Raw genomic sequence first — 25677 nt, 5'->3', positions numbered from 1 at the left:
ACTCCGGGCAGTGACGCGTAAGGGCTACGCCAACTCGTCCCAGAGGGCCGCCGGGATCGGGTGCTCCAGCAGCGCCGCGCTCTGCTGCATCTCCGCCGCCGATCTGGCGCCGACCACCACGGCGGCGACCGATCGGTGGCGGAACGGGAACTGCACCGCGGCGGCCAGGAGCGAGACACCGTGGCGGTCGCAGGCGGCCCGGATCCGGCGGACGCCCGGGGACGTCTGGTCGAGCAGAGCGCCGCCCTGGTATACCCCGGCGGCCAGGACCGGCACGCCGCGTTCGGCGCACAGGGGCAGGAGATCGTCCGCACCCGAACGGTCCAGCAGGGTGTACCGGCCGGCCAGCATCACGCAGTCCACGCCGGGGTCGGGGGCCTCGCGGATGAAGCGGGCGGCGACGTCGGCGTGGTTGACGCCGAGCGAGACGGCCGCGATCCGGCCGGCGCGGCGCAGGCGGTCCAGGGCCGGGTACGCCGCGCCCAGGGCGGCCGCGTAGTTCAGGTCGGGATCGTGGACGTGCAGGACATCGACCCGGTCCAGGCCGAGGCGGTCGAGGCTGTCGGAGAGCGAGCGATACACACCCTCGGCCGTGAAGTCCAGGCGCGGGCCGACACCGGGCGGCGGGTCGGCCCAGATCGGCTGGCCGTCGGGGCCGTCCGGTTCGATGAGCCGGCCGACCTTCGTGCACAGGACGTACTCGTCGCGCGGACGGTCGCGCAGGGCCCGGCCGGCGCGGCGTTCCGAGCGGCCGTACCCGTACACCGGGGCCGTATCGAACAGCCGCACCCCGAGCCGCCAGGCGGCATCGACGGTGGCCTGCGCGTCCGCGGCCGAGACCGGAACGCGCAGGCCACCGATCGACGCGAGCCCCAGACCCAGTCGGGTGACCGACAGGTCCGTCCGGCCCAGGAGCACGCGTTCGTCCGCCTTCATGCCAGCGAATGTACCGCCGGTCCGCGCACGGTCCGCCGGTCCGTCCCGAGCAGAGCCGCGGTCGCCGTTGCGTTATGGGATCGGCGGCTCGGCATGATCAAGGCCCAACGCAACAGGGCCGCCTACGGCGCCAGTGGTGACCGCTCGACCACGGCGAACACCACCGGCGCTACCGGCAGCAGGGTGAACAGACCGGCCGTGGCGCGGGTCAGCGTGGCCGGCATCGGCCGGGGTCGGTGCAGCAGCCGGTGCAGGCGCTCCGCGGCATCCCCGCCATGGGCGGCCAGATGCGCACCCGGGTCCTCCGTGCCCCACCAGGCGCGGTTCCGCCCGGCGGCGGACTGCTGGGCGCGGGCCTCGGCCAGCGCGACGAGGGCCCGGGCCAGCACGATCGGCGGGTGGGAGCGCACCGCGACGTCGTCGGCGCGCAGCTCGACGAGCCGGTGCATCTGCCGTGCCGCGGTGGCGAAGCAGGGCGCCCAGGGGAATGCGTGGTCGAGCAGCCGCACCGTGCGCAGCAGCCGGTAGTGCCGGCCGGTGGCGTGCGCCCGCTCGTGGGCGGCGATTGCGTGCAGTTCCTCGCCGGTGAGGTGGTTGACGGCGGCCGAGGTGAGGACCACGTCCCGCTCGTCGCCGCCGGGCAGCAGGTAGGCGGCGGGCTGCTCGGCCGGCACGACCACGGCGCCGAACTCCGGCAGCGGCTGCCCGGCCGTGCGCATCAGCTGGCGCAGCCGGCACCGTTGCCGCCGCTCCGCGCCGGTCAGCCGCCACCCGGCCAGTGTCAGTCGGACGGCGAGGGCGACCAGCAGGCCCGCGCCGCACACGGCGGCGATCTGCGCGGCCGGGCCGTGCCTGCCCACCAGCGCGTCCAGACAGACCTGCCAGGCCCGGCAGGCGACGTTGTGGGAGCGATCCCAATGCAGCATCGAGGACGCCCCGACCAGCACCGTGCAGCTCAGTAGCGCGGTGCACCACATCTGCCAGGCGAAGATCCCCAGCCCCGGCGCCCGGGCCACCCAGCCGGCGCGAGCCAGCCGTGGCCCGGCCACCAGGACCAGCACGACGGCGTAGGCGGCCAGCAGCAATGAGGTCACGATCCGGCGATCTTCCGCTCGTAGGTGCTCAGCGCCGCCCGAAGCGCCGCCGCCTCCTCGAGGGTCATCTGCCCGACAAAATGCAGCAGCGCCTGCTCCCGGTCGCCACTGTCGGTCAGCGCCTCTCGCATGAGTCCGGCCCCGTGCTGCTCCCGGGTGGCCACCGGCTGGTAGAGGTGTGCCCGGCCATGAGGCTGCCGGCGCAGCCAGCCCTTGCGGTGCAGCTTGTCCATTACCGTCTGCACGGTGGTGTACGCCAGGTCGCGCTCCTCGGACAGGGCGGTGTGCACGTAGCGCGCTGTGACCGGCCCGTCCGCCGCCCACAGCTGCCGCATCACCGCTGCCTGCAGCTCTCCGAACACCGCGCACCCCCCCGGACCGGCGCCGGCGGTATCACCGGCCACCCGATGTTACGCGCTCCCCGCTTGCCGGTGCCCGCCGCGGACGGTGCTCCCAGCCGGGTTCCTACGCAGCATAGGAGCGGAAATCCAGCGTGAACAACACGAGAAGTCCTAGCCGGGCGAGGACATGCGGCGGCCACTGTTCGGCCGACTGGCCGTCATGCCGCACTCCTACGGTCTATCGGAGATCCCTTCGCCCCCTAGTGACAGGAATCGCAGCGATGTCTCGTCCCCTGACCGGCCGCACACGACGTGCGGTGGTCGCCATCGCCCTTCCGGTCGTCGGCATTGCGGCCGCCGCCGTGGTACTGACCGGGAGCCCGGCCGCGGCCGCGTCCACCACGTTCACCGCCACCGCCGACACCTACGTCCAGCAGAACACCCCGTCCACCAACTACGGCGGCGCCAGCCAGGTCGTCGTTGACAACTCGCCGGTGCGCCGAGTCTTCGTGCGCTTCTCGGTCAGTGGCCTGAGCGGCGCGGTCACCAGTGCCAAGCTGCGCCTTCACACCATCAGCTCCAACAACGGCAGCAGCAACGGCGGCACCTACCGCCTGATGAGCAACACGACATGGTCGGAGAGCGCCGCGACCTGGAACAACCAGCCTGCCATCGACGGTGTGACGGTCGGCAGCCTGGGATCGGTCGCCAAGGGCACCTGGTACGAGATCGACGTCACCAGCGTGGTGACCGGCAATGGCGCGTTCAGCTTCGGCGGTACCTCATCCAACAACGACGGCGCCTACTTCGACTCCCGGGAGACGGGCGCCAACGGACCACAGCTGGTCATCACCACGAACGCGCCGTCGCCGTCTCCCTCGGTGACATCCCCCTCGCCGAGCCCGTCGCCGACCGGGGGCGGCGACCCGGTGTTCGTCGGCGCTGGTGACATCGCGAACTCCGGCACCGGCGACTCCGCGACCGCCGCCCTGCTGGACAACATCCCCGGCACTGTCTACACCCTCGGTGACAACGTCTACGACAGCGGTACCACCACCGAGTTCAACACCTACTACGACCCGACATGGGGCCGCCACAAGGCGCGCACCAAGCCGGCGCCGGGTAACCACGACTACAACACGTCAGGTGCTACCGGCTACTACGGCTACTTCGGTGCCGCCGCCGGTGACCCGGCCAAGGGCTACTACTCGTACGACCTGGGCAACTGGCACATCATCACGATCAACTCCGAGATCGCGCACACCGCGGGTTCGGCCCAGGAGCAGTGGTTGGTGGCGGACCTGGCCGCCAGCACGAAGCCCTGCACCCTCGCCCTGTGGCACAAGCCGCGGTTCACCTCCGGCGCCAACCACGCACCGGACACCTCGTTCGACGCGATGTGGCGGGACCTGTACAACGCCAACGCCGATGTCGTGCTTGGCGGCCACAACCACCAGTACGAGCGGTTCGCTCCGCAGAATCCGAGCGGCCAGCTCGACACCGCTCGCGGCATCCGTGAGTTCGTCGCGGGTATGGGCGGCGCCGGCCACTACGGCTTCGGCACCATCCAGCCCAACAGCGAGGTCCGCAACGGCGACACCTACGGAGTGCTGAAGCTGACCCTGCACAGCAACAGCTATGACTGGCAGTTCGTGCCGGAGGCGGGCAAGACCTTCACCGACAGCGGCACCGGTACCTGCCACTGATCCCGTTGTGAACCAACGGTGAAAGCCGCCCCCGGGTCGTAGGCGCCGGGGGCGGTCCCACCGCCTTGTCAGCCAGTCGTAGGAAGAGTGTGCGCGTTGTACCTTTCCATGGTCGGCAAACCCAGCACATCTGACGGGCCCGATGCGCCGGGCGGTGGGAGCAGGTTCGGCGGCACGCGGCGCTGGTCTGTCGTCGGTGGCAACGTGTTCGCGCTCGGCGCGGTCAGCCTGGTCACCGACATCTCTGCCGAGATGGTCACCGCGGTCCTCCCGCTGTACCTGATGATCGGACTTCATTTGAGCCCGTTGGCCTATGGCGTCGTCGACGGGACCTACACGGGAGCCACCGCGCTGCTGCGCCTGGTGGGCGGCTACGTCGCCGACCGGGTGCGTCGACGCAAAGCCGTCGCAACCTTCGGCTACGGTCTCTCCGCGGTGTGCAAGCTCGGCCTGTTGGCCGCGGGCGCTTCCGCCACCGCGATCGGTGCGGTGATCACACTCGACCGGGCGGGCAAGGGTTTGCGCACCGCGCCAAGGGACGCACTGATCACCCTGTCCGCTCCGGCAAACGCGCTCGGCCGGGCATTCGGTGTGCACCGGGCGATGGACAGTCTGGGCGCCTTCGCCGGCCCGCTGGTCGCGCTGGCTGTGCTCGCCGCGGCGGGCCAGGGGTTCGACGCGGTATTCGTCACCAGCTTCTGCATCGCCGCCATCGGCGTGCTCATCCTGGTTTTGTTCGTCAGCGACCGCAGGGAAACCCGGCCGGCCACCGAGACGGTCTCCGCGCATGCGGTCACCGATCTGGTGCGTACCGGGCCGGTACGCCGCCTTCTGATCGCCGCCTGCCTGCTCGGCTTTTCGATGATCGGCGACGGCTTCATCTATCTGTTACTGCAGAAGCGCACGGAGGTGGCCATCGGGTGGTTCCCGTTGCTGGCCGTCGGCACGAGCCTGGTCTACCTGCTGCTCGCCGCGCCCGTGGGGGCGCTGGCCGACCGGGTGGGCAGGTTGCCGGTGATGCTGTGCGGCTACGCCGCACTGGCCATGGTCTACCTGCTGCTGTACGCGCCGATCGGTGGCTGGCTGCTGATCGTCTGCGTCCTCGTGCCGCACGGCGCGTTCTACGCGGCCACCGACGGCGTGCTGATGGCACTGGCCGGTCCGCTGCTGCCGGAACGGTTGCGTACCACTGGAATCGCGCTGATCCAAAGTGGACAGGCCCTGTCCTACCTGGCTTCCTCCGTGCTGTTCGGAATCGTCTGGCAGACCTGGGGGCCGGCTTTGGCCAGCCGGATGGCGGCGCTCGTCGTGCTGGTGACGATGGCCGCCAGTGCATTGCTGCTGAAAACCCAGTCCACCACTGCAAACCAGGACACCGAGCACTCGGAGGCGAACACATGACGGCGCTCAGCAAGCGAGGCAGGATCGCCATCGCGGTAGCGGGTGCCGTGGTGCTCGCCGCCGTAGCGGTGGGCTACACGCAAATCGCCGCGCAGCGCGACCGGAACCGGGCCGAGTCGCAGGTCGAGTTGGCGAACGAGGAAGACATGGGTCCAGGACCGAAGATGCAGATACTCACCAATGGCCGACTGTCCATGGTGTCGAGCGGGCATCCGGACGGGCCCCGCACGGTCACCTCGCAAGCCTGCGACCGGGCGTACGCTGCGGCGGGCACTGTGGTCTGCCTGCGCCCCGTTGACGCGTTGACCGGCACGCATCTCGTGGTGTTCGACGCTCAGCTGCACGAACGGCAGTCCATTGCGCTGACCGGCTTCCCGAACCGGACCAGGGTGTCGCCGAGCGGTCGCATGGTCGCCTGGACACTCTTCATAGATGGACATTCCTATGCGAGCGGCGGCTTCTCCACGAGCACCGGCATCCTGGACACCCGCACCGGCACTCTCATCCGTTCGCTGGAGGAGTTCGCCGTCGTCAAAGACGGACAGCCCTACCGCGCGGCCGACGCGAACTTCTGGGGTGTGACCTTCGCCGACGACAACCGCTTCTACGCCAGCATGTCCACCGGCGGCCGGCGCTACCTGGTGGAAGGCGACATCGCGGCCCGGCGGCTACGCACGCTTGCCGAGGACGTCGAGTGCCCGTCGCTGTCGCCGGATGGCACCCGCATCGCATTCAAGCACACCAACGGCGGCGCTGGGCAACAGGACCACAGTCAGGCTGCCCATGGCGGTCATGACGGACCTGGGATCACCTGGCGACTGTCCACATTGGACCTTGCCACGCTGCGAATCACGCACCTGGCCGAGGCCCGTAGCGTGGATGACCAGGCGGTGTGGCTGGACGGCGCCACCGTGGCCTATAGTCTGCAGCGCCCCGACGGGACGAACGACGTGTGGGCGGTGCCAGCGGACGGAACCGGCAGCCCCCGACTGCTCATCCCGGAGGCGAACTCGCCCGCGCCGCCCCAGTGACCATCGACGGCAACCGCTAGTGGGTGTTTGCGGTGGCGCCCGGTTCTACCGGTGATGCGCCACCACGGCGTGGCTATCCGCGATGTCCGGATCGGTGTGGATGGTGGCTGCGGTGAGCCGGGGGACGGCATGCAGTAGCCGGTGTTCGGCATCGACGGCGATGGCGTGGGCCTGCACCACGGTGAGGGCGTCCGACACGAGCAGGTCGGTCTCGGCGTGCAGGTGGTGGCCGATCCAACGCATCCGCAGTGCCGCGACACCGAGTACGCCCGGGGTGCCGGCGAGGATCTGCTCGGCCTTCGCGACGATGGCGGGGTCGACGGCGTCCATGAGGCGGCGGTACACCTCCCGGGCGGCGTCCTTGAGCACGAACAGGATCGCGACGGTGATGAGCAGGCCGACGGCCGGGTCGGCCCACCGCCAGCCGACGGCCACGCCACCAGCGCCAAGGAGTACGGCGAGTGAGGTGAACCCGTCGGTGCGGGCGTGCAGGCCGTCGGCGACGAGAGCCGCGGAGCCGATGCGGCGGCCGACCATGATGCGGTACCGCGCGACGAGCTCGTTGCCGGCGAAGCCGACGATGCCGGCCGCGGCCACCCACGGCAGGTGGGTGACGTCGGCCGGGTTGAACAGCCGGTCGATGGCCTCGTAGGCGGCGAACCCGGCCGATGCGGTGATGGTGAGCACGATGAGGATGCCGGCGAGGTCTTCGGCCCGGCCGTAGCCGTAGGTGTACCGGCGGTTGGCCAATCGGCGCCCGAGCACGAACGCCACCCCGAGCGGTACCGCGGTAAGCGCGTCGGCGACGTTGTGCAGCGTGTCGCCGAGCAGGGCCACCGAGCCGGACAGCAGCACGATCACCACCTGCAGCGCGGCGGTCACGCCGAGGACCAGCAGTGAGAAGAACAGTGCGCGGATGCCGTCCTTCGACGACTCCATCGCCGAATCGACCTTGTCCGCGGCGTCGTGCGAGTGCGGTGTGAGCAGATGGCTCAACCGGTGCCGCAACTCCCGCCGGCCGCCGGCGGACATCCGGTGGTCATGGTCATGATCGTGGCCGTGGTCGTGCTTGTCGCCATGGTCGTGGTGGTGGTGGTGACCCTCCTGCATAGACGTAGGATATGTGCTCATGTACGCACGCGACAACGCGGCAACTGCCAGCGATCGGCAACAGCCACCGACGAGCGCGCAGGTCGAGACGGCGGTGACCGCGCTTCGGATGCTCGCCGACCCGACTCGGCTGCGCCTGCTGTGGGAATTGCGCGAGGGCGAGCACGACGTCACGACCCTGACCGCCGCGGCCGGTGCGGCCCGGCCGGCGGTGTCGCAGCATCTGGGCAAATTGCTACTCGCCGGCCTGGTCAGCTCCCGTCGTGAGGGCCGCCGGGTGCTCTACCGCGCCCGCGGCGGGCACGTACGCCGACTGGTGACCGAGGTGTTCCACGCCGCCGACCATCACCTGACCGGCGCGCCAGAACACGACTGACAGACGGTCCTATCCGGACGATCGACAGGGCGTCGGCGCACCGACTGAAGTTCGTTGATAGCCTGGGATGCGATCGAACCCGATGTGTCGTACGCCCACGGGTCGCGACGAACCCCCGCAAGGAGATGAAGTGCTCAGACGACGGATGCTGCAGACAGGTATCGCGATCGGCGTGTTGGCCGTTTCCGTATTCGGATCGAGTTCCGCCGCCAACGCCTCCCCGACCAGCTTCATCGCCAAGGCGGTTCATGCCGGCGGGGCGGGTGCTGTCGCCGCCCAGGCCACCGGGGGTCTCACCTGGTACAACCGGTCCGTCACCGTCACGTCATTGAAGTTCTATGTCAAGGCGGGCGAATGCGGAAAGCTCTCGGTGTTCGGATCGCAAGGGGACACGGTCGTGGACGCCAAGGGTTGGGACCGCTGTGGCGGAACCACGGGCACTTGGGTGACGATCGGCAACGTGACGCTGGACGGAAGCGCGTTCTCCGGCGGGATCACCGACGTCACGATCTACGTGCGAGACGTTGACCACGAAATCGTCGGATACGCCGATTGCTACCGAGTCAATTCGTCTTGTTCCACCGGCCAGTACTGATGCACGGCTGACGCCGCCGGCCCGCACCCGGCGAGATGCGGGCCGGCCGGGCGGTGGACGGTTCGGCCTTGCCGATCCGCCGAAAGTACGGCCTCGTCCCCCACTATGGGCCGGGGCGGCTCAGGCCCGTGGCCCGATACGCCACTACCGCCTCCGCTGCAGGATCGTGCCATGACGATCGATGGGTCCCAGCGCACGGCGGCACGAGTCGCCGGATTCGTACTCCTGCTCCTGATGGCGGCAGGATTCTTCTCCCAGGCCTATGTGCCCGGCCAGATCATCGTGGCCGGCGATGCCGCGGCGACGGCACGCAACATCGTGGCGTCAGAACAGCTGTTCCGCATCGGCGTCGCCGTCGACGTCCTCATCTTCGCCGCCGACATCGTGATGGCCGTGGCCTTCTACATGCTGCTCAAGAAGGTGAATCCGGGCCTTGCCCTGCTCGCCCTGCTGTGGAGAACTGCGCAGTCGACCATCATGGCCATGAACGGGCTCAGTTTCCTCACGGCATCGTCGGTCCTGAGCGGCTCGGACACCGCATCAGCGCTCAGCCCGGACCAACTCCAGGCACTGGCGAACACATACGTCGGCGCGCATGCCGCAGGGTTCAACCTCGGGCTTGTCTTCCTCGCGCTGGGAAACGGCGTGTTCGCCTATCTGTTGTTCACGTCGAAGTACGTTCCCCGTGCCCTGTCCGCCTGGGGAGTTCTGGCGTATGTCGTGATGGCGGCAGGTAACCTCGCCACCATCGTTCTCTCCGGCCCTGAGGACACCGCCGGGGGCGTGATGATCCACTACCTACCGGCCTTCTTCTTTGAGGTGATCGCAGGCGGGTGGCTGCTGTTCAAGGGAGTGCGGGCACCCATGCCGGCCGAGCCCGCACCCGTACACGGATGAACCACGGGCCACACTGACCCGGCCGCACTGCGCCGGGCCAGGGAAGCCCGGCGCAGTGGGTCAGAGATCGAGGACCAGACGGGGCGAGGAGCAGCGCCCGACACAGATCATCATGGTGCGGCCGGTCGCCCGCTCGTCAGCGGTGAGCAGGGAGTCGCGGTGCTCCGGCGTGCCGGCCAGGACCCGGGTCTCGCAGGCGCCGCAGTAGCCCTTCTCGCAGTCGTAGGTCAGTCCGGGAACCGCGTCTCGGATCACCTCGATCAGCCGCTTCTCCGGCGGGACCCGCAGGGTTAGTCCAGTGCGAGCCAGATGTACCTCGAACTCGGCGTTCTCGGCCGGGTCGAAGGCCACCTCCAGCTCGTCACCGGCGGCGAAGCGTTCGACGTGAAGCTGCTCGCCGCGGCCGGCGTCGGCGCAGACCCGTTCCACAGCGGAGATCATCGCGCCGGGTCCGCAGCAGTAGATCGCGGTCTGCGCCCCGGCGCCGGCGACGATCGCCGCGATGTCCGGTACCCCTGCCTCGTCTTGGGGGATCAGCTCGAGCCGGTCACCGGCGATCGCGATCAGCTCGTCGCAGAAGGCCATCGAGGTACGAGACCGACCGCCGTATCGCACCCGGAACCGTACGCCCCGCCGGGCCGCTTCCCGAACCATCGCCAGAATGGGGGTGATCCCGATGCCGCCGGCGAGGAAGAGGTACTCCGGAGCCTCCACCAGCGGGAAATGGTTGCGGGGGCCGCGTACTGCGACGGTGCTGCCGGTCCGGGCGATGGTGTGGAGCTCCACCGACCCGCCGCGGCCGGCCTCTTCGCGTAGCACCGCGATCCGGTAGCGGCTGCGTTCGTCCGGGTTGCCGCAGAGCGAGTACTGCCGGACGCGGCCGGACGGGAGTCGCAGCTCGATGTGTGCTCCGGGGGCCCACTGCGGCAGGTCCTCGCCGTCCGGACCGGTGAGCCAGACGGAGAGCACGTTGTCCGCGGCCATGCGGACGTCGTCGATGACCAGGGTGTGCGGGCCGCTTTGGCTGACCATCTCGGCGGTTTCGGTGCCGGCCCGGCCGTGCGCGACGCCGGGCGTTCGCGGCCCGGGGGAGAAGACCGCGGGGATCGCGTCCCACCCGGACTGGTTACCGCTGGTCGGGTACGCGACCAGGCCTTCCTCGATCACCTGGTAGTCAGGCAGCCGGGTGAGCACCTGCGTGATCATCTCGCGGAACATCAGCCGGGCCAGGTGGGCCCCGGCGCAGCGGTGCGTGCCGATGCCGAAACTGAGATGCTGCGCAGCGTCCCGGTCCAGGCGGACCTCCTCCGGTTCGGGGAAGAACGCGGGATCGTGGTTGGCGGCCACCCAGGGGATCAGCACCCGCTCACCGGCTTTCACCGGGCAGCCGCCCACCTCGGCGTCGACCCGGGCGGTCCGGGCCATCGACTGGGACGGCGCGAAGACGCGCAGGAACTCTTCGGTGGCGGGGTCCAGCAGATCGGGGGAGTCGATCAGTCGCTGCCGCTGAGCCGGATGCCGGCTGAGGTGGACCAGGACCGAGCCAGTGAGCGAGGTGGTGGTGTCGACCCCACCGGCGATGAGTAGCCCGATGACCGAGACCAGTTCGTCCTCGCCGAAAGGTTCCCCGTCCGGGCGGCGCTGGGCGACCAGGTAGCTCACGGCGTCCTCACCCGGCTCGGCCCGCCGTAGGCGGATCAACTCCCGGATCCGCTGCTCCATGTAGGCCAAGCCCTCGGCGCCGCGGATCGCCCGCTCGGTGCCGGGCAACGCGGCGAAGATGTCGTGGATCGGGCCGGCGAGCCGGCCCCAGTCCTCCTCGGCGAAGCCGAGCCAGTCCAGGGTGACCGCGGCCGGCAGCGGGTTGGTCAGATCGCGGACGAAGTCGACCGAGCCCTCAGTGATGAAGGTGTCGATGATCCGCGTGGCGTGCCGGGCGACCATCGGCCCGAGCCGGGCGACCGCGTCCTGGGTCAACAGCGGGTTGATCAGGTCGCGGTAGGCGGTGGCGTCCGGCGGGTCCAGCTCGATCGGGTACTGCTCCAGTCCCGGCCCGCGTGGGATGACGATGGCGGTCCCGGCGCCGCCGGCGGTGGTGCGCGCGGAGGAGAAGGCGTCGTCGTCGCGGGCGATGCGGACGACGTCTGCGTATCGGGTGGTGTAGACGAAACCGCCGTGCGCGTCCGTGTGGCCGACCGGGCAGCTCTCCCGGAAAGCGCGGTAGTAGCTGACCGGATTCGCGGTGCACTCGGCGGAGTGGTGGTCGAAGCAGGTGTCGGATCGTGGCTTGGTCATGGCGGACGAGCTCCACGGGTGCGTTGACGCCGCGCGGTGTTTCCCAGCCGCGCCACTGGGGATCTGGTCCGAGCGTAGCGGGGTGCACATTGCGAGACAATATTTCGATTCGTGTACGCCCGGCCGGGGCCGACGTCGACTAGAACGTCAGCACGGCCTTGCCGACCGCACCGCTGCGGACGGCCGCGACCGCCTCGTTGATGTGCTCGAAGGGGAAGTACGTCAACAGCCGGTCGATCGGGAACCGGCCGGCGGCGTGCAGCTCCAGCAGCTTTGGCAGGAACACCTGGGGGATGCTGCTGCCGGCGATGATGCCGGTGATGCTGCGCCCGTTGAGGATGCTGCGCCAGTCGAAGCTCATCCGCTCGCTCGGCCCGACCCCGATCACCCCGCAGCGCCCGAGTGGGCCGAGTGCCTCCACCGCGGTGCGCAGCACATCCTCGCGACCGGTGGTGTCGATGGCGAAGTCGAATCCGTGTGGTGCGATCGCGGCCAGCGCTTCACGCGGGTCGGCGGCGGTTGAGTCGACCCCCTGGGTGGCGCCGAGCAGGCGGGCGGTGTCCAGCTTGCCGGCGTTGACGTCCACTGCCGCGATCACCGAGCAGCCGCTGATCCGGGCGGCCAGGATCGCTGCCATGCCGACAGCCCCGGCGCCGAAGACGACCAGTGAGGAGCCGGGAGGCGGCCGCAGCACGTTGAACACGCTGCCGGCGCCGGTTTGGAAGCCGCAGCCGAACGGGCCGACCAATCGCAGGTCGATCTCCTTGGCGATCGGCACGACTGCCCGGGCGGGTGCCACCACGTGGGTGGCGAACGACGACTGTCCGAGGAAATGCGCGTTGACAGGTGCGCCGTCGCGGGAGATGGCCGACGAGCCGTCCGGCCGCCGGCCACTGAAGTTGATCGCGTCGAACCGCCTGCAGTAGGCCGGGGACCCGCTCAGGCAGAGCCGGCACTGTCCGCACGAGGTGAAACTCATCGCGACGTGGTCGCCGGGGAAGACGGTGGTGACCCGGTCGCCCACCTGCTCGACCACTCCGCTTCCCTCGTGGCCGAGCACGGCCGGGGTGGGGAAGAACGTGGCGAACTCCAGATCCGTCCCGCAGATGCCGACACTGTCCACCCGGACCAGCACCTCGTCGGGCCCGGGCGGTTCGAGTTCCACGTCCTGCAAGGCGAACGGCGCGTTCGAGCCGTTCAGGACCGCTGCGGTGATGCGCACGCTTTCCTCCGGGGGCCTCATATAGCGAGACTGTATCTTGACATGCGGGACATCGGCGGTCAAGGATTCGTCCTATGGCTCACCTGGACATCCCCGCCGCCCGGCAGCTGATCGACGGTGCGTGGGTAGCCGCCTGCGACCAGGGCGACCTTTCGATCCTCGACCCGGCCACCCAGCAACCCATCCAGCCGGTGGCCCGGGCTCGGGCGGCGGACGTCGACCTCGCCGTGGCCGCCGCCCGTCGGGCCTTCCCGGCCTGGGCGGCGACCTCGCCCAGCGAGCGCGGGGCCATCCTGCGCCGCTGGGCCGACCTGATCGGCGAACACGTTGAGCAGCTCGCCGTGTACGAGGCCCGCGACGTCGGCAAGCCGCTCTCCGGAGGCCGGAGCAACATCTTCATCGCGCACGGGATCATCGACTACTTCGCCGGGGCGGCCGACAAGCTGACCGGGGTCACCCTGCCGACACGCAGTTCGGACTACTTCGGTTACACACAGCCGGAGCCGTACGGGGTCTGCGCGGTGGTGATCCCATGGAACGTACCGGCGGTGCTCACCGCGGCCAACGTCGCGCCCGCGCTCGCTGCGGGCAACGCCGTCGTGCTGAAGCCGTCGGAGATCGCCCCGCTCGCCCCGTTCGCCCTGGCCGAACTGGCGCGCCGCGCCGGCCTGCCGCCGGGAGTCCTGAACGTGCTCACCGGCCTGGGCGCGGAGGCGGGGGTGGCGCTCACGGGGCACCGCGACATCGACCACATCAGTTTCGTCGGCTCGACCGCCACCGGGCGCGCCGTCATGCGGGCCGCCGCCGAGCATCTCGTCCCGGTCAAGCTGGAACTCGGTGGTAAGTCCCCGAACGTGCTCTTCGCCGACGCCGATCTGGACACCGCGATTCCGGCGATCGTCTACTCCATCACCGAAAACGCCGGACAGAACTGCTATGCCGGCTCCCGGCTGTTGGTCGAGGAGTCGATCCGGGGCGAGGTGGTGGAGCGGGTGGCGGCGGCGATGGCCGCCGTGCGGATGGGCGCCTGGCACGAGGATCTCGACATGGGTCCGCTGGTGAGCGAGGCGCAGTACCGGCGGGTGCTGGGCTTCCTCACCGAGGCGCCGGGCAGCGGCGCGCGGCTGGTGACCGGTGGTGCCCCGGCGCTCGAGCGCCGCGATGACGGCTGGTTCGTGCCGCCGACCCTCTTCGACCGGGTCGACCGGTCCGCTCGGCTGGTCCGCGAGGAGATTTTTGGACCTGTTCTGGCGGTGGAGAGCTTCACCGGCACTGATCAGGCGATCGCGATGATGAACGACGTCGACTTCGGTCTGCTGGCCTGCATCTGGACCACCGACGTCTCGCGGGCACTGCGGGTGGCCCACGAGGCTCGCAGCGGCCAGGTTACGGTGAACCAGTTTCACGACGCCGGCGTCATCGGCTTCCCGTTCAACATGCAGAAGGACAGCGGCTTCAGCCGAGGCGGGGGCTACGCGGCATTGCGGGAGTACACCCAGGAGAAGGCGGTCGCCGTACGCCTGCTCGATCGTCGACGGTCGTGATCGGTTCGGGCGCTGGCTGACCGAGCCGGCGTTCAGTGGTGCCGGCGGGTCGGCGGCTGGCCCGTCGGCTCGGTAGAGTCGGCTCCTGACGGACCGGTGATTGCGAGGAGACGGGCATGGCAGGCGCGGGCGAGGATCTCGGCGGCGAACCGCCAGCCATCCAGACCGTGCAGCGGGCCGCCACGATCCTTCAGGCCTTCACTGTCGAGCGGCCCTGGCTGACCTTGGCCGAACTGACCGCTGATCTGGCGTTCAGCCGGGCCACCGCGCATCGATACGCCCGCGCGCTGCGCGCGGCGAACCTGCTCCGCTTCGACTCGGCCACCGCGACCTACTCGCTGGGCCCGCAGGCCCTGGCGATGGAGGCCGCCGCCCAGGCCGCGTTGCCGATCGCCGCCGCCGCCGAGCCCTACCTGGACCGGCTGACGCGGCTGACCAACCAGACCTCGGTGCTCAGCGTCTGGAACGGCGAGAGCCCGACGGTAGTCCGCTGCATGGACAACACCTCCGGCGACGTCCGGCTCAGCGTCCGCGCCGGCTCGCAGCTGGACCTGACCCGGTCCGCCCAGGGCCGGGTCTTCTGTGCCTTCCTGCCGCCGGCCGAGGCGCCCGCGGTCGCCCGGCAGCTGCAGCGCTCCGCTGAACTGCGCGCGGTTGTCGAGGAGGTCCGCCGGACCGGGCTCGCGGCCAACTCGCCCGAGAAGTATGGAGTACGGGTGCTGGCGGCGCCGGTCTTCGAGCGCACCGAGATCGTCGCCGCGCTGGCCGTGCTCGGCACCGGTGTGGCGCTGTCGGGGCCGGTCGAGGAAGCCGCCGCTGAGACGCTCAAGCGGGTGGCCCGGGAACTGTCCGAAGGGCTCGGCGCCGGCGAAGGATGACCCGCTCGGCTGCGGGCATCGGCCGTTGGCTGTCGGCTCAGCGGTTGGCGTGTCCGTTCGGGTTGCCGTTGACGCTGCCGAGTTCGGCGGTGACCACGGCGGCGACCCGTCGCAGCGCGGCGGCATGCGGCGAGGTCGTCCCCTCCGGCACCGAAGCAGTGGTGCCGACGATGGCCATCGCGGCGACCAGGGTCGAGCCACGGAAGATCGGCGCGGCGATGCTGCGGACTCCGTTGATCGAGGGAGTGTTGGCGGAGATGCCGGTGCGCCGGATCTTCGCGATTTCCCGGCGCAGCTCGGCGGAGCCGGCCAGCTCGTCGGCCAGGCCGGGCACGTCCTCCTCGGGCAGGAAGGCGCAGAAGACCCGGCCCTGCGCGGACTCGGTGCGCGAGAGCCGGGAACCGGTCCGTACGCTGACCCGGATGACGCGGTCGGTGTTGTCGTCGGCACGGACCACCACGGCGGTGTCGCCGTCCCAGACGCTCAGCACGGCGGTCTCGTCGACCTCCCGGACCAGTTGTCGCATGTGCGGCCCGGCGATGCTGATCACCGGCATCGCGGCGCGGGCGGCGGCCGACAGGGTCAGGATCTGCGGCCCGAGCGAGTACAGCGCTTCGCGTTCGTCGTAGCGGAGCAGGTTACTCTCCCGCAGTGCCTTGGTGTAGCGGTGCGCGGTGGCCTTGCTGGTGCCCAGGCTGGCGGTCAACTCGTTCAGGCTCAGCCGTGGTCGGCTGGCGGTGAAGGCGTTGAGGATCAGCGCCGCCCGCTGCACAGTCTGGATCGCCGGCGCCTGCTCGGCGATCTGCTCCTGCGGCGTGCTGTTGTCGTTGTCCCCCATGCTGCTTTCCTCCGCGCTGGGTTGCGGGCCGAACGCCGGCCGCGGGGTCGGTCGACGGCGTGGGCCGGGCGTAGTTGACGAAATATGAGACGTTATCATGCTATGCGGTACCACCGTTTGTCGATGCCGTGGCATGTCGCAATGCGATCTCGGCGTACAACCGGGCGAATCGCACCAGGTCCGGCACGGCGCAGCGGTCCCGGCGCGGGTCCGCCGGATCCGGCCCGGCGCTCGGGCCGAGCCGGACGGTGTCCACGCCTCTGCCGCGGAAGACAACCCCGTCGGTGGAGCCCCGCCACCCGCTGATCGATGCCGGTGGTTGACCGTGGACCGCCCCCCAGGCGGCGTGGGCCTGCCGGGCGATCGGGGCGTGCGCCGGTGTCGCGGCGGCCGCGTGGGTCAGCCAGCCGTCGACCGTCACCGTGCAGTCCTCAAGCGGGCCGTCGCGCAGCCCGTCGATGAGGATCGACCGGAGCTCGTTGGCGATCCGCGCTTCGTCATCGCCGGGGACGGTCACCAGGTAGAGGTGGAACTCAACCACCCCGGGCAGCAGATCGGGTTTGCTCGCCAGGCCGGCCTGGACGTGACCGATGCCGACCTCGGCGGCGATCTGGTCCGACCGCCGGGCCCGCGCCGCCAGATGCCGGCGCCGGAAGGCCTCCAGCAGCTCGACCACCGCGCCGAGATGGCTGATCAGGCCACCGGGCGGCAGTGCTGACTGCCGCGCGAGCACCGGGTGGAACCGGGTGCCGACCCGGACCCGGAGGAACATCGCCCCCGGCTCCTCGGTGAGAATGCCAGGCGGTCCGCTCTTGGCCACGATCGCGGCGGCCGGCAGCGGATTCCGGTCGAGATGCTGCTCGACCCCGCCCCTGCGGCTCGGCCCGGAATGGTGGCGATGGGTGCCGGCGCTGGCGAGCAGCAGGGTCAGCCGGTGGGGCAGGTCAGTGGCGCGGCAGGCGGTCACCGCGGCGGCGTACCCGACCAGGGCCGCCGCGGCGGCGCCCCGGGCGACGCCGAGGCCGAATCCGCTGATCAGCCCGTCGGCCCCGGGCCGGCTTAACGGCGCGATCGGCGCCGTCGATCCGGTGATCGGCTCGTCGGCGACCGGGTCGCCGGTGAGGGAGGTGTCCAGGTGTGAGTAGATCAGCAGCTCCGGCCGCTCGTCGAGCGCGGAACTGCCCACCAGATTCGCGCCGGCCGGCCCGACCGGGTCGACCCGCCAGCCCACCTGCGGCCAGCGTGTGGCGGCCCATCCGGCCATGCGGTCGGCTGTCGCCCGTTCCTGGCCATGCGGGCTCGGTGTGGCGGAGAGGACGTCGAGTGCGTCGAGGATCCGTTCGCCGTCAATGGCCTGCTCCGCTGCCCGGCGCAGTCTCATGTGCGGGTCGCTGGTCATCGGAACTCCCCGAGGGTGTTTTCTCATTCAAGATGCTATCTCGTATGTTGACAGACTCTGGCGGATATCTCTAGCGTGACCTCACCCCGATGGCGCTGTCTCGGCGCCGGGCGAGTCGCTTCAGTCCCAGCAAACGCGGGAGGGTCGATGGTCTACGTGGTCACCGACGAATGTGTCGACGTGCAGGACCGGTCCTGTGTTGAGGAGTGCCCCGTCGACTGCATCTACGAGGGGGACCGGATGATGTACATCAACCCGGAGGAGTGTGTCGACTGCGGACGGTGCGAACCGGTCTGTCCCGTCACCTCGATCTTCCACCTGGAGGACCTGCCCCCGGACCGGGCCGGCTTCGGCCGGATCAACGCCGACTTCTTCGCCGAGATCGGCTCCCCGGGCGGCGCCCGCAAGATCGGCCGGATCGGGCGGGACCACCCCGCCGTCGCCGGGGGTGAGGTCCGGTGACGAGCGCTACAACGGTGCCTTGCGGGCAGGTCGAGTCCGCGGCGGATCCGAAGCACCACGAGGTGGATCTGGCCATCATCGGCGCCGGTCCCGCCGGGCTCTACGCGGCGTACTACGCCGGATTCCGCGGGATCTCGGTGGCCGTGGTCGACTCGCTGCCCGAGCCGGGCGGGCAGGTCGCCGCGCTCTACCCGGAGAAGGACATTTTCGACATCGCTGGTCTCCCGTCCATCAAAGGCCAGCAACTGGTCGATGCGTTGATGGCACAGGCGGCGACCGCGAAGCCGACATTCCTGCTCGGCGAGAGCGCCGTCGATCTGACCCACGACGGTGACCACGTCCTGATCGGCACTGACGCCGGCAGCCGGCTACAGGCCAGTGCCGTACTCCTGACCGCCGGCATCGGCACCTTCACCCCCCGCGAGCTGCCGGTCGGCTCGGAGTTCGCCGGTCGGGGCCTGGGCTACTTCGTCCCCCGCCTTGAAGAGCTGACCGGGCAGGACGTGGTCGTGGTGGGTGGCGGGGACTCCGCCGTCGACTGGGCGCTGGCCCTGGAGCCGTACGCCCGCAGCGTCACCCTCGTCCACCGGCGCCCGCAGTTTCGCGCCCACGAGCGCAGTGTGGCGCTGTTGCTGGCATCCTCGGTGCGGATCCTCACCCCCTTCGAAGTCTGCGGCATCGCCGGGATGGAGACCGTCGCCGAAGTGACGGTCCAGGAGGTGCGCGGCGAGCATCGGGAGGTCCTGCCGGCCCAGGCGGTGGTCGCCGCCCTGGGCTTCATCGCCGACCTCGGCCCCATGGAACGCTGGGGCCTGCAGATGCACCGCCGTTACGTCACGGTCGACCGGTCGATGCGCACCAACCTGCCCCGCGTCTTCGCCGCCGGCGACATCACCGACTACGAGGGCAAGGTCCGGCTGATCTCGGTCGGCTTCGGCGAGGCCGCAGCCGCGGTGAACAACTTGGCTCCGCTGGTCAACCCGGCTTTCGGTACTGTCCCCGGCCACTCCTCGGACGCGGCATGAGCGGCTCGACGCCGGCCGGGTCCGGACTGCACCTGATCGCCACCGCACAAGGGCTGGCCCGGCTCGGCGACGACGGCGTCGCCGAACTGCTCGACCTGGACCATCCGGACGTGGCGGCGCTGCTGCGCGCCGGCGCCGGACTGGAGCCGGCCCGCCATGCGCCGGTGCGGGCGCGGATACCGCTGGCCGAGCTGCCCGGCGGACTCGCCGCGCCATTGGCCAGCACCCGGGCGGTCTGGGGCGTGGGGCTGAACTACCACTCCAAGGCGCGCTCCGCCGGCCGGGCCGTCCCCGACGAGCCGGTGCTCTTTCTCAAGTCCGCCAGCGCCTGGTCCGCTCCGGACGCGGCCGTGGCCCTGCCCACGATGAGCGGCCAGGTCGACTACGAGGGCGAAATCGCACTCGTCATCGGTCAGCGGATGTACCAAACCCCAGCGGCGCAGGCCTGGTCGCACGTGGCCGGGATCACCGGGGCGAACGACGTCACCGCGCGGGACGTGATGGTCGCGTCCGGCAATCCCGCGCTGGCCAAGAGCTTCCCCGGATTCGGCGCGCTGGGTGCGTCGGTCATCGAGCTCGCGGCGGTCGCCGACCGTGCCGCTATCCCGATCCGGACGACGGTCAACGGGGAGATACGCCAGGACTCGACGTCTACCGATCTGATCTTCGCGGTCCCCGAGCTGCTCGCCCGGATCTCCCGATACGCCGCGCTGGAACCGGGAGACGTGGTGCTCACCGGCACGCCGGCCGGCACCGGCCAGGACCGGGGCGTCTTCCTGACCGACGGCGACCTGGTGGAGGTGAGTGTAGCCGGCGTACTCCCGCTGCGCACCCGATTCTGCTCCGACCCCGTTCCTTCGTCACCAAGCAGAAAGATGCAACCGCGATGACCGTCAGCTCTGCTCCGTCTACTGCTCCGTTCGACCTCGTGCTGGCCGGAGGCACGGTGTTCGACGCCGCCACCGGTGCCAGCCGGGTGGCCGACATCGCCGTGGCCGGCGACCGGGTGGCCCGCATCGCGACCGGCCTGGCCGGCGAGGGTCGGCAGGTGATCGACTGCACCGGACAGTACGTGCTGCCCGGCCTGGTCGAGGCGCACACCCACATCTTCGCCGACGTATCCAAGGTCGGCGCACCGCCGGACGAGGCGCACCTGCACCGGGGTGTGGTGGCCGCGGCGGACGCCGGCACGGTCGGCGCGTCCACCTTCGCCGCCTTCGACAAGTACGTCGTGCGGTCGGCCCGGATGCGACTGGTCAGCTTCCTCAACGTGTCCGTACTCGGGTTGATCGATTTCCGTTTCGGCGAGCTGCTCCATCCGGAGACGCTCGTCGCCGAGGATGCCCTGGCGGTGGCCGCGGCCCACCCCGAGGTGGTCCGGGGCTTCAAGATCCGGCTATCCGAGGACGTGGTCGGGTCGCAGTGGCGTCCACTGCTCAAGCGTTCGCTCGCGCTGGCCGCCGAGGCCGGGCTGCCGTTGATGATCCATATCGGGGAGACCCCCGAACCGCTGCCGGTCATCCTCGATATGCTGCGCCCGGGCGACGTGGTGGCCCACTGCTACACCGGCAAGCCGTACGGGATCCTGGCCGACGGCAAGGTCCTGCCCGAGGTGTACGCCGCGCGCGAGCGGGGCGTGCTCTTCGAGTCCGCGCACGGCAGGAGCAACCTCAGCTTCGATGTGGCCCGCCCGGCCATCGCCGAGGGTTTCCTGCCCGACGTGATCACCTCCGACACCAGCGCCCGTAACTGGCGCGGGCCGGTGTTCGACCTGGTGACCAGCATGGCGAAGCTGCGCGCGCTGGGCATGACCATGGAGCAGATCGTCCCCCGAGTGACCCTCGCCCCGGCCCGGCTGCTCGGACTCACCGCGGAGGGCTACGGCACCCTCGTCGAAGGCGGCCCGGCGCACGTTACCGTGCTCGAGGACACCGCTGAAACGATCTTGCCCGACGCCGCCGGCAACGAGATCAGCGCGACCCGGCTGGAGCCCAGTCTGGTCCTCCTGGCCGGCCAGCAGGTCCCGACGGTGCCCTGGCGCGGATCGCCGGCGGCCTGAGGTTCCCGGGGATCCCAGGATGACCAGCAAGGATTCACATGCCGGGCGGAGCCGGCTGCGTGCCGCACTGCGGGGCACGGGTGAGGTCGCCGGCACCTTCCTGAAGCTGCCCAGCGTCGATGGGGTCGAGTTGGCCGCCCAGGCCGGCCTTGACTTCGTCGTGGTTGATCTGGAGCACTCCGGTCTCAGCGAGCCGGACGCGGCCGCCCTGGTCCGGCACGCCGCCCTGCTCGGGCTGCCGGCATTGGTCCGCCTGCCGGCCGTGGACCCGGCGCAGGTCAACCGGCTGCTGGAGGCGGGCGCCGCTGGGGTGCAGCTCTCCACCGTGCGCAGCCGGGCGCAGGTCCACGCGCTGCGCGCCGCCACCCGGTACGCGCCGCACGGTCAGCGCAGCATCAGCCTGGCGCACCCGTCGGCCCGGTACGGCGCCTTCGGGCTGGACCGGTACCTGGCGGCGGAGGCAGCCGACCCGCCCATCGTGGTGGCCCAGATCGAGACCGCGAGCACCGACGATCCGTTGTCGGATCTGCTTCACGGCGTCGACGTCGGTTTCGTGGGCACCACGGACCTGTCGGTGAGCCTTGGTGTCAGCCAAACCGGCGACCTTGCCCCGCTGGTCCGGCGGGCGGCCGAGATCGCCGACGCGGCGCGGGCCGCCGGCGCCGCCTTCGGTGGCTGGGTTCCCGAGCCGTCGGTGCCCGTGTTGGCCCGCTACGGCCTCAGCTCGGCCAGATACCTGGTGGTCGGGTCGGACCTGCAAGCGCTCGGCGCGGGGCTGCGGCAGCTGGCCCACCAGGCCCGCACCGGCTGATTGCCCCACCCATTGGCGAAGGGATAACGACGTGCTGAACCCGCACCTGTACCGTACCGCGATCAACTGGGACGAGATTCCGGCCACCGCCGTGCGGCCCGGAGTGCGCCGCAAGGTCTACTCGACCGACGAGGTGCTTTTCGCCTGGCACGAACTGAGCGTCGGGATGACCCTCAACCCGCACCGGCACGAGGACTTCGATCAGCTGGTGCTGATCCTCGCGGGCCGGTGCGACTACTACGTCGACGGGGTGCCGCACCCGATGGCTCCCGGCTCGATACTGCTCGTCCCGCGCGGCGCCGAGCACTACGTCGAGCCGACCGAGGGGCCGTGCATCAACGTCGACGTTTTCGCCCCGCCCCGGGCCGACTTCCTGCCGTACGCCTGGCGTCCAGCGCAGGGCTGAGATTCTGGAGGTGTCGTGACCGACATCGTCGTCGTGGGCAGCCTTAACGTGGACGTGGTGGTCCCGTTGCGGGAACTGCCCGCCGCCGGCCAGACGGTGCTCAGCGCCGACCATCAGCGTAGCGGCGGCGGGAAAGGCGGCAACCAGGCCGTGGCCGCCGCGCGTCTGGGCCGCTCCGTGGCGATGGTCGCCGCCGTCGGCGTCGATCCCGAAGGGGAATGGCTCACCGGCCTGCTCGCCGCGGAGGGGGTGGCGACCGGGGCGGTGCTCCGCGCGCCGCGCCCCACCGGCCAGGCGATCGTCATGGTCACCGCAGACGGCGACAGCACCATCGTGGTCAGCTCCGGAGCGAATATGTGGCTGGCCGCCGAGCATCTGCTGCCGTTCGCCGGCCTGCTCGCCGAGGCCCGGGCACTGCTTGTGCAGCAGGAGGTCCGGGCCGAGGTGGTCACCGCCTCGGTGGCGGCCGCTGGTGGCCTGGTGGTGCTCAACCCGGCCCCCGCCCGCCCGATCGATCGGTCGGTGCTGGCACGGGTGGACGTGCTGGTGCCCAACCGGGGGGAACTGGCCGCGCTGGTCGGTGCGCAACCCACGGGTGACCTCGACGAACTCGCCGCGATGGCCCGCTCGCTGGGCACCCGGGGGCCGGTGGTGGTGACCCTCGGCGCGGACGGTGCGCTGGTGGTGGCGCGCGACCGGGAATGCCTGGTGCCGGCCGAGCCGGTGACGGCGGTGGACGCCACTGGGGCGGGCGACACCTTCTGTGCCGGGCTTGCCGACGCGCTGTTGGACGGCGCCGCCATCGAGGAGGCGGCTCGGTGGGCGAGCCGGGTGGCGGCGGTGACCGTGACCCGGCCGGGAGCGATGGCCAGCGCGCCCCGCCGGGCCGAGGTCACCAGCGTCGGACCGGCGCCGGGACCGACCGGCCCGGTCGCCCAGCCCGGCAATCGGCAGCGGGCCTGGGGTTGACAGGCAGCGAGGCCAACGGCAGCATCGTATTGCGAGATAATGTCTCGAATTACGCAAGGGGAAGAAGGCGGTGAACGCGATGACCCAGCAGACGCCGGTACGTCCGCTCGGCGTACCCAGTGGTGCACTGGTCGATGAGGACTGGGAGGCATTTCGGTTCCGGGTACATCGCTCGGCCTACCGAGAGCCTGGCATCTTCCGGGACGAGATCGCTCGTATCTGGGGGCACACCTGGCTCTACCTCGGACACGAGACGGAGATCCCCAATGCTGGGGACTTCAAGACGCGCACCCTCGGCGGCCGTCCGCTGATCTTCTGCCGGGACTCGTCCGGCAAGGTGCAGGTCTTCCTCAACTCCTGCACTCACCGGGGCACCATCCTGTGCCGGCACAACGAGGGCAACACCCGCTTCTTCCAGTGCTTCTACCATGCCTGGGCGTTCAGCAACTCCGGCGAGCTGGCCGCCCTGCCCGGCGATGACGCCTACCCCGACGACCCCGGCTTCCGGGACTCGATGCGGTTGCGCCAGGTCCCCCGGCTGCAGATCCACGAGGGTTTCGTCTTCATCGCCTTCGATCCGGACGTGCCGGATCTGCTCACCCACCTGGGTCAGGCCGCGCACTACATGTCGCTCTCCGCGCAGATCGGCCCGCACGGCATGCAGACACTGCCGGGCGTCCAGCTCTACAGCGTCAAAGGAAACTGGAAGCTCGCCGTAGAGAACGCGATGGATGGTTACCACTTCGCGCCGACCCACAACACCTTCGTCGGCTATCTGCGGGAGACCGGGTTCGCGGTCACCGACGACGACCAGTACGCCTACGACCTCGGCGGCGGGCACGGGCTGCTCGTCCTCACCGGGCACAACGGACGGATCGGCATGGTCTGGGAGCCGCGCTTCGGTGACGAGGAGAAGCAGCGCACGCTCGCCAAGCGCCAGGAAATGCAGGCACGACTCGGCGCCGAGCGGGCGGCCGAGGTGGCCGACGCCAGCCGCATCCTCTACGTCTTCCCCAACCTGCTGTTGTTCGACCTGGAGGCGCTGACGATTCGGCAGCTCGAACCGGTCGCCCCGGACCGCACCGACGTGCGAGCCTGGCAGTTCGTTGAGGTCGGCGAGCCGGAATCGGTGCGTGCGTTGCGGATCAAGACAATGGTCAGCTTCGTCGGCCCGGGCGGGCTCGCCACACCGGACGACATCGAGGCGTACGAGGCGGTGCAGCGCGGCATCCAGGCGACCGCCGACGCCGCCGACCCCGCTCACGACTGGAGCGACATGTCCCGCGGCATGTCCAACGAGAAGCGGGGCAACAAAGGCCGCTCCATCGACGAAGGTGCCATGCGCAGCTTCTGGCGGCACTGGGCGAGCGTGCTCGGTGCCGGCGCGGGTTCCGGTGCTCCTGGCGCCGGCGGGGGACAGGACTGACCGCCATGACATCGTCTGCTATCGGCAACCGGAGAGGGGTCGTCAGCGTGGATCTCAGGGACGTGTCCCGGGCCGAGGTGGAGGACTTCCTCTACCACGAGGCACGCCTGCTCGACGAATGGCGGCTCGACGAGTGGTTCACCCTGTTCGAGGAGGATGGCCGGATGGAGGTGCCGACCACCGACGGGGCCGGGTGGGACAGTTCCTCGGCCGGATACTTCGTCTGCGACGACTACGACCTCATCAAGGCGCGGGTCAAACGACTGAAGAGCCGCAAGGCACACGCCGAGAACCCGCACTCGCGGACCCATCGGATGGTCTCGAACGTGGTGCTGTTGGAGGCGGGCGCGGAGACCATCTGGATCACCGCGAACTTCGTCATCCACCGCTACCGGGACGGCGGGACCTATACCTATGTCGGCCGCTACGAGCACGTGCTCAAAGTCGACGAGGACGGGCTGCGGTTCCGGGTCCGGCGGGCCGTCCCGGTGATGGAGTCGATGGATCCCGGTGCCCGGCTCAGCTTCATTCTCTGAGGGGTCACGATGATTAAGCACGTACTGCTCTTCAAGTTCCGCGACGACCTGCCGGCCGGCACCGCCGAAGACGTCCTGGCCGAGTTGGAGACCTTCCCGTCGCGCTATCCGGCGATGCGCAACTGGAGCAGCGGACCCAACATCAGCACCCGGGACGGCAGCATGACGCACGGCTTCGTCGTCGAGTTCCCCGCCGAGCAGGACCTGCTCGACTACCTGCACAGCGAGTCGCACGAGCGGTTCGTCCGTGAACGGTGGCGTCCGGTCATCGAACGCCAGGTCATCGTCAGCTTCCCCGGGTGAGGGGACGTCTCACTGAG

The 25677-nt window shown here is 70.2% G+C and carries 26 protein-coding genes; 18 read left to right on the top strand and 8 right to left on the bottom strand.

Translation table 11 applies throughout. The features are described 5' to 3' along the window. Nucleotides 1-24: 24 nt before the first annotated feature. The 3 genes from ACQPY0_RS42220 to ACQPY0_RS42210 form a co-directional block, all read right to left on the bottom strand. Nucleotides 25-936 (bottom strand): aldo/keto reductase, encoded by a 912-nt coding sequence (locus tag ACQPY0_RS42220; RefSeq protein ID WP_432974139.1) that lies wholly within the window; start codon nt 934-936, stop codon nt 25-27. 122 nt (nt 937-1058) lie between these two features. Further along, nucleotides 1059-2030 carry a M56 family metallopeptidase gene (locus tag ACQPY0_RS42215; RefSeq protein ID WP_432974137.1) on the bottom strand — a complete coding sequence of 324 codons (972 nt, stop codon included), beginning with the start codon at nt 2028-2030 and terminating at the stop codon, nt 1059-1061. Next, nucleotides 2027-2392, bottom strand: a complete 366-nt coding sequence (locus ACQPY0_RS42210; RefSeq protein WP_432974135.1) for a BlaI/MecI/CopY family transcriptional regulator — start codon at nt 2390-2392, stop codon at nt 2027-2029. Before ACQPY0_RS42210 ends, ACQPY0_RS42215 begins: the two co-directional genes overlap by 4 nt. 260 nt (nt 2393-2652) lie before the next feature. On the opposite strand from ACQPY0_RS42210, the gene ACQPY0_RS42205 reads away from it, so the two are divergent. From ACQPY0_RS42205 to ACQPY0_RS42195, 3 genes are all read left to right on the top strand, one after another. Beyond that, nucleotides 2653-4077 carry a CBM96 family carbohydrate-binding protein gene (locus tag ACQPY0_RS42205; protein ID WP_432974133.1) on the top strand — a complete coding sequence of 475 codons (1425 nt, stop codon included), beginning with the start codon at nt 2653-2655 and terminating at the stop codon, nt 4075-4077. A gap of 96 nt (nt 4078-4173) precedes the next feature. After that, nucleotides 4174-5478, top strand: a complete 1305-nt coding sequence (locus ACQPY0_RS42200) for an MFS transporter (RefSeq protein WP_432974131.1) — start codon at nt 4174-4176, stop codon at nt 5476-5478. After that, nucleotides 5475-6509 carry a hypothetical protein gene (locus tag ACQPY0_RS42195; RefSeq protein WP_432974129.1) on the top strand — a complete coding sequence of 345 codons (1035 nt, stop codon included), beginning with the start codon at nt 5475-5477 and terminating at the stop codon, nt 6507-6509. The genes ACQPY0_RS42200 and ACQPY0_RS42195 overlap by 4 nt, the downstream gene beginning before the upstream one ends. 45 nt (nt 6510-6554) lie before the next feature. Here the strand turns inward: ACQPY0_RS42195 and ACQPY0_RS42190 are convergent, their stop codons facing one another. Continuing rightward, complete coding sequence (locus tag ACQPY0_RS42190; RefSeq protein WP_432974127.1) at nt 6555-7619, bottom strand: cation diffusion facilitator family transporter; 1065 nt, start codon at nt 7617-7619, stop codon at nt 6555-6557. A gap of 19 nt (nt 7620-7638) precedes the next feature. Between ACQPY0_RS42190 and ACQPY0_RS42185 the strand changes: the two genes are divergently transcribed. From ACQPY0_RS42185 to ACQPY0_RS42175, 3 genes are all read left to right on the top strand, one after another. Next, entirely contained in the window at nt 7639-7995 is a 357-nt protein-coding gene (locus ACQPY0_RS42185; RefSeq protein WP_432974125.1) for an ArsR/SmtB family transcription factor, read from the top strand. 130 nt (nt 7996-8125) lie between these two features. Then, nucleotides 8126-8590, top strand: coding sequence for a hypothetical protein (locus ACQPY0_RS42180; protein ID WP_432974123.1), 465 nt, complete (start codon nt 8126-8128; stop codon nt 8588-8590). Between the two features lie 171 nt (nt 8591-8761). After that, entirely contained in the window at nt 8762-9487 is a 726-nt protein-coding gene (locus ACQPY0_RS42175; RefSeq protein WP_432974121.1) for a DUF4386 domain-containing protein, read from the top strand. Nucleotides 9488-9547: 60 nt separating this feature from the next. Here ACQPY0_RS42175 and ACQPY0_RS42170 read toward each other — a convergent pair whose 3' ends face one another. Both ACQPY0_RS42170 and ACQPY0_RS42165 read right to left on the bottom strand, forming a co-directional pair. Beyond that, nucleotides 9548-11782 (bottom strand): cytochrome P450/oxidoreductase, encoded by a 2235-nt coding sequence (locus ACQPY0_RS42170; protein ID WP_432974119.1) that lies wholly within the window; start codon nt 11780-11782, stop codon nt 9548-9550. Nucleotides 11783-11921: 139 nt separating this feature from the next. After that, on the bottom strand, nt 11922-13025 hold the full coding sequence (locus tag ACQPY0_RS42165) for an NAD(P)-dependent alcohol dehydrogenase (RefSeq protein WP_432974117.1): 1104 nt from the start codon (nt 13023-13025) through the stop codon (nt 11922-11924). Between the two features lie 53 nt (nt 13026-13078). Between ACQPY0_RS42165 and ACQPY0_RS42160 the strand changes: the two genes are divergently transcribed. Together ACQPY0_RS42160 and ACQPY0_RS42155 are read left to right on the top strand one after the other, a co-directional pair. Beyond that, the gene (locus ACQPY0_RS42160; protein ID WP_432974115.1) at nt 13079-14548 is read left to right on the top strand and encodes an aldehyde dehydrogenase family protein; all 1470 of its coding nucleotides are present in this window, start codon (nt 13079-13081) and stop codon (nt 14546-14548) included. Nucleotides 14549-14664: 116 nt separating this feature from the next. Next, nucleotides 14665-15426 (top strand): IclR family transcriptional regulator, encoded by a 762-nt coding sequence (locus ACQPY0_RS42155; protein ID WP_432974113.1) that lies wholly within the window; start codon nt 14665-14667, stop codon nt 15424-15426. Between the two features lie 37 nt (nt 15427-15463). Here ACQPY0_RS42155 and ACQPY0_RS42150 read toward each other — a convergent pair whose 3' ends face one another. Next, nucleotides 15464-16264: an IclR family transcriptional regulator gene (locus tag ACQPY0_RS42150; protein ID WP_432974111.1), complete on the bottom strand. Its 801-nt coding sequence runs from the start codon at nt 16262-16264 to the stop codon at nt 15464-15466. 100 nt (nt 16265-16364) lie between these two features. Beyond that, nucleotides 16365-17663, bottom strand: coding sequence for a hypothetical protein (locus tag ACQPY0_RS42145; RefSeq protein ID WP_432974109.1), 1299 nt, complete (start codon nt 17661-17663; stop codon nt 16365-16367). A gap of 147 nt (nt 17664-17810) precedes the next feature. On the opposite strand from ACQPY0_RS42145, the gene fdxA reads away from it, so the two are divergent. The 10 genes from fdxA to ACQPY0_RS42095 all read left to right on the top strand — a co-directional run bounded on the left by fdxA (nt 17811) and on the right by ACQPY0_RS42095 (nt 25660). Then, nucleotides 17811-18125 carry a ferredoxin gene (gene fdxA, locus ACQPY0_RS42140; protein ID WP_432974107.1) on the top strand — a complete coding sequence of 105 codons (315 nt, stop codon included), beginning with the start codon at nt 17811-17813 and terminating at the stop codon, nt 18123-18125. 14 nt (nt 18126-18139) lie between these two features. After that, nucleotides 18140-19150, top strand: a complete 1011-nt coding sequence (locus ACQPY0_RS42135; protein ID WP_432995587.1) for an NAD(P)/FAD-dependent oxidoreductase — start codon at nt 18140-18142, stop codon at nt 19148-19150. Then, nucleotides 19147-20040: a fumarylacetoacetate hydrolase family protein gene (locus ACQPY0_RS42130; RefSeq protein WP_432974105.1), complete on the top strand. Its 894-nt coding sequence runs from the start codon at nt 19147-19149 to the stop codon at nt 20038-20040. The genes ACQPY0_RS42135 and ACQPY0_RS42130 overlap by 4 nt, the downstream gene beginning before the upstream one ends. After that, nucleotides 20037-21209, top strand: coding sequence for an amidohydrolase family protein (locus ACQPY0_RS42125; RefSeq protein WP_432974103.1), 1173 nt, complete (start codon nt 20037-20039; stop codon nt 21207-21209). The genes ACQPY0_RS42130 and ACQPY0_RS42125 overlap by 4 nt, the downstream gene beginning before the upstream one ends. Before the next feature lie 19 nt (nt 21210-21228). Continuing rightward, nucleotides 21229-22020, top strand: a complete 792-nt coding sequence (locus tag ACQPY0_RS42120) for an HpcH/HpaI aldolase family protein (RefSeq protein WP_432974101.1) — start codon at nt 21229-21231, stop codon at nt 22018-22020. 31 nt (nt 22021-22051) lie between these two features. Next, on the top strand, nt 22052-22426 hold the full coding sequence (locus tag ACQPY0_RS42115) for a cupin domain-containing protein (protein WP_432974099.1): 375 nt from the start codon (nt 22052-22054) through the stop codon (nt 22424-22426). 15 nt (nt 22427-22441) lie between these two features. Continuing rightward, entirely contained in the window at nt 22442-23395 is a 954-nt protein-coding gene (locus tag ACQPY0_RS42110) for a ribokinase (protein ID WP_432974097.1), read from the top strand. Between the two features lie 79 nt (nt 23396-23474). Then, on the top strand, nt 23475-24821 hold the full coding sequence (locus ACQPY0_RS42105) for an aromatic ring-hydroxylating oxygenase subunit alpha (RefSeq protein ID WP_432974095.1): 1347 nt from the start codon (nt 23475-23477) through the stop codon (nt 24819-24821). Nucleotides 24822-24868: 47 nt separating this feature from the next. After that, the gene (locus ACQPY0_RS42100) at nt 24869-25357 is read left to right on the top strand and encodes an aromatic-ring-hydroxylating dioxygenase subunit beta (protein WP_432974093.1); all 489 of its coding nucleotides are present in this window, start codon (nt 24869-24871) and stop codon (nt 25355-25357) included. 9 nt (nt 25358-25366) lie between these two features. Further along, nucleotides 25367-25660: a Dabb family protein gene (locus ACQPY0_RS42095; RefSeq protein WP_432974091.1), complete on the top strand. Its 294-nt coding sequence runs from the start codon at nt 25367-25369 to the stop codon at nt 25658-25660. Nucleotides 25661-25677 lie beyond the last annotated feature (17 nt).

It is taken from the genome of Dactylosporangium sp. CA-233914, assembly GCF_050942935.1.
Classification (GTDB): Bacteria; Actinomycetota; Actinomycetes; order Mycobacteriales; family Micromonosporaceae; genus Dactylosporangium.
Note: the sequence above shows the minus strand (reverse complement) of the source record. Positions and strands in the feature narration are given on the sequence as shown.

What these genes read in the sequence shown, in the direction of transcription:
- ACQPY0_RS42220 (WP_432974139.1), bottom strand. Translation starts at nt 936, where the DNA reads ATGAAGGCGGACGAACGCGTGCTCCTGGGCCGGACGGACCTGTCGGTC.
- ACQPY0_RS42205 (WP_432974133.1), top strand. Translation starts at nt 2,653, where the DNA reads ATGTCTCGTCCCCTGACCGGCCGCACACGACGTGCGGTGGTCGCCATC.
- ACQPY0_RS42195 (WP_432974129.1), top strand. Translation starts at nt 5,475, where the DNA reads ATGACGGCGCTCAGCAAGCGAGGCAGGATCGCCATCGCGGTAGCGGGT.
- ACQPY0_RS42190 (WP_432974127.1), bottom strand. Translation starts at nt 7,619, where the DNA reads ATGCAGGAGGGTCACCACCACCACCACGACCATGGCGACAAGCACGAC.
- ACQPY0_RS42185 (WP_432974125.1), top strand. Translation starts at nt 7,639, where the DNA reads ATGTACGCACGCGACAACGCGGCAACTGCCAGCGATCGGCAACAGCCA.
- ACQPY0_RS42175 (WP_432974121.1), top strand. Translation starts at nt 8,762, where the DNA reads ATGACGATCGATGGGTCCCAGCGCACGGCGGCACGAGTCGCCGGATTC.
- ACQPY0_RS42170 (WP_432974119.1), bottom strand. Translation starts at nt 11,782, where the DNA reads ATGACCAAGCCACGATCCGACACCTGCTTCGACCACCACTCCGCCGAG.
- ACQPY0_RS42165 (WP_432974117.1), bottom strand. Translation starts at nt 13,025, where the DNA reads ATGAGGCCCCCGGAGGAAAGCGTGCGCATCACCGCAGCGGTCCTGAAC.
- ACQPY0_RS42160 (WP_432974115.1), top strand. Translation starts at nt 13,079, where the DNA reads ATGGCTCACCTGGACATCCCCGCCGCCCGGCAGCTGATCGACGGTGCG.
- ACQPY0_RS42155 (WP_432974113.1), top strand. Translation starts at nt 14,665, where the DNA reads ATGGCAGGCGCGGGCGAGGATCTCGGCGGCGAACCGCCAGCCATCCAG.
- ACQPY0_RS42150 (WP_432974111.1), bottom strand. Translation starts at nt 16,264, where the DNA reads ATGGGGGACAACGACAACAGCACGCCGCAGGAGCAGATCGCCGAGCAG.
- ACQPY0_RS42145 (WP_432974109.1), bottom strand. Translation starts at nt 17,663, where the DNA reads ATGACCAGCGACCCGCACATGAGACTGCGCCGGGCAGCGGAGCAGGCC.
- fdxA (WP_432974107.1), top strand. Translation starts at nt 17,811, where the DNA reads ATGGTCTACGTGGTCACCGACGAATGTGTCGACGTGCAGGACCGGTCC.
- ACQPY0_RS42130 (WP_432974105.1), top strand. Translation starts at nt 19,147, where the DNA reads ATGAGCGGCTCGACGCCGGCCGGGTCCGGACTGCACCTGATCGCCACC.
- ACQPY0_RS42125 (WP_432974103.1), top strand. Translation starts at nt 20,037, where the DNA reads ATGACCGTCAGCTCTGCTCCGTCTACTGCTCCGTTCGACCTCGTGCTG.
- ACQPY0_RS42120 (WP_432974101.1), top strand. Translation starts at nt 21,229, where the DNA reads ATGACCAGCAAGGATTCACATGCCGGGCGGAGCCGGCTGCGTGCCGCA.
- ACQPY0_RS42105 (WP_432974095.1), top strand. Translation starts at nt 23,475, where the DNA reads ATGACCCAGCAGACGCCGGTACGTCCGCTCGGCGTACCCAGTGGTGCA.
- ACQPY0_RS42095 (WP_432974091.1), top strand. Translation starts at nt 25,367, where the DNA reads ATGATTAAGCACGTACTGCTCTTCAAGTTCCGCGACGACCTGCCGGCC.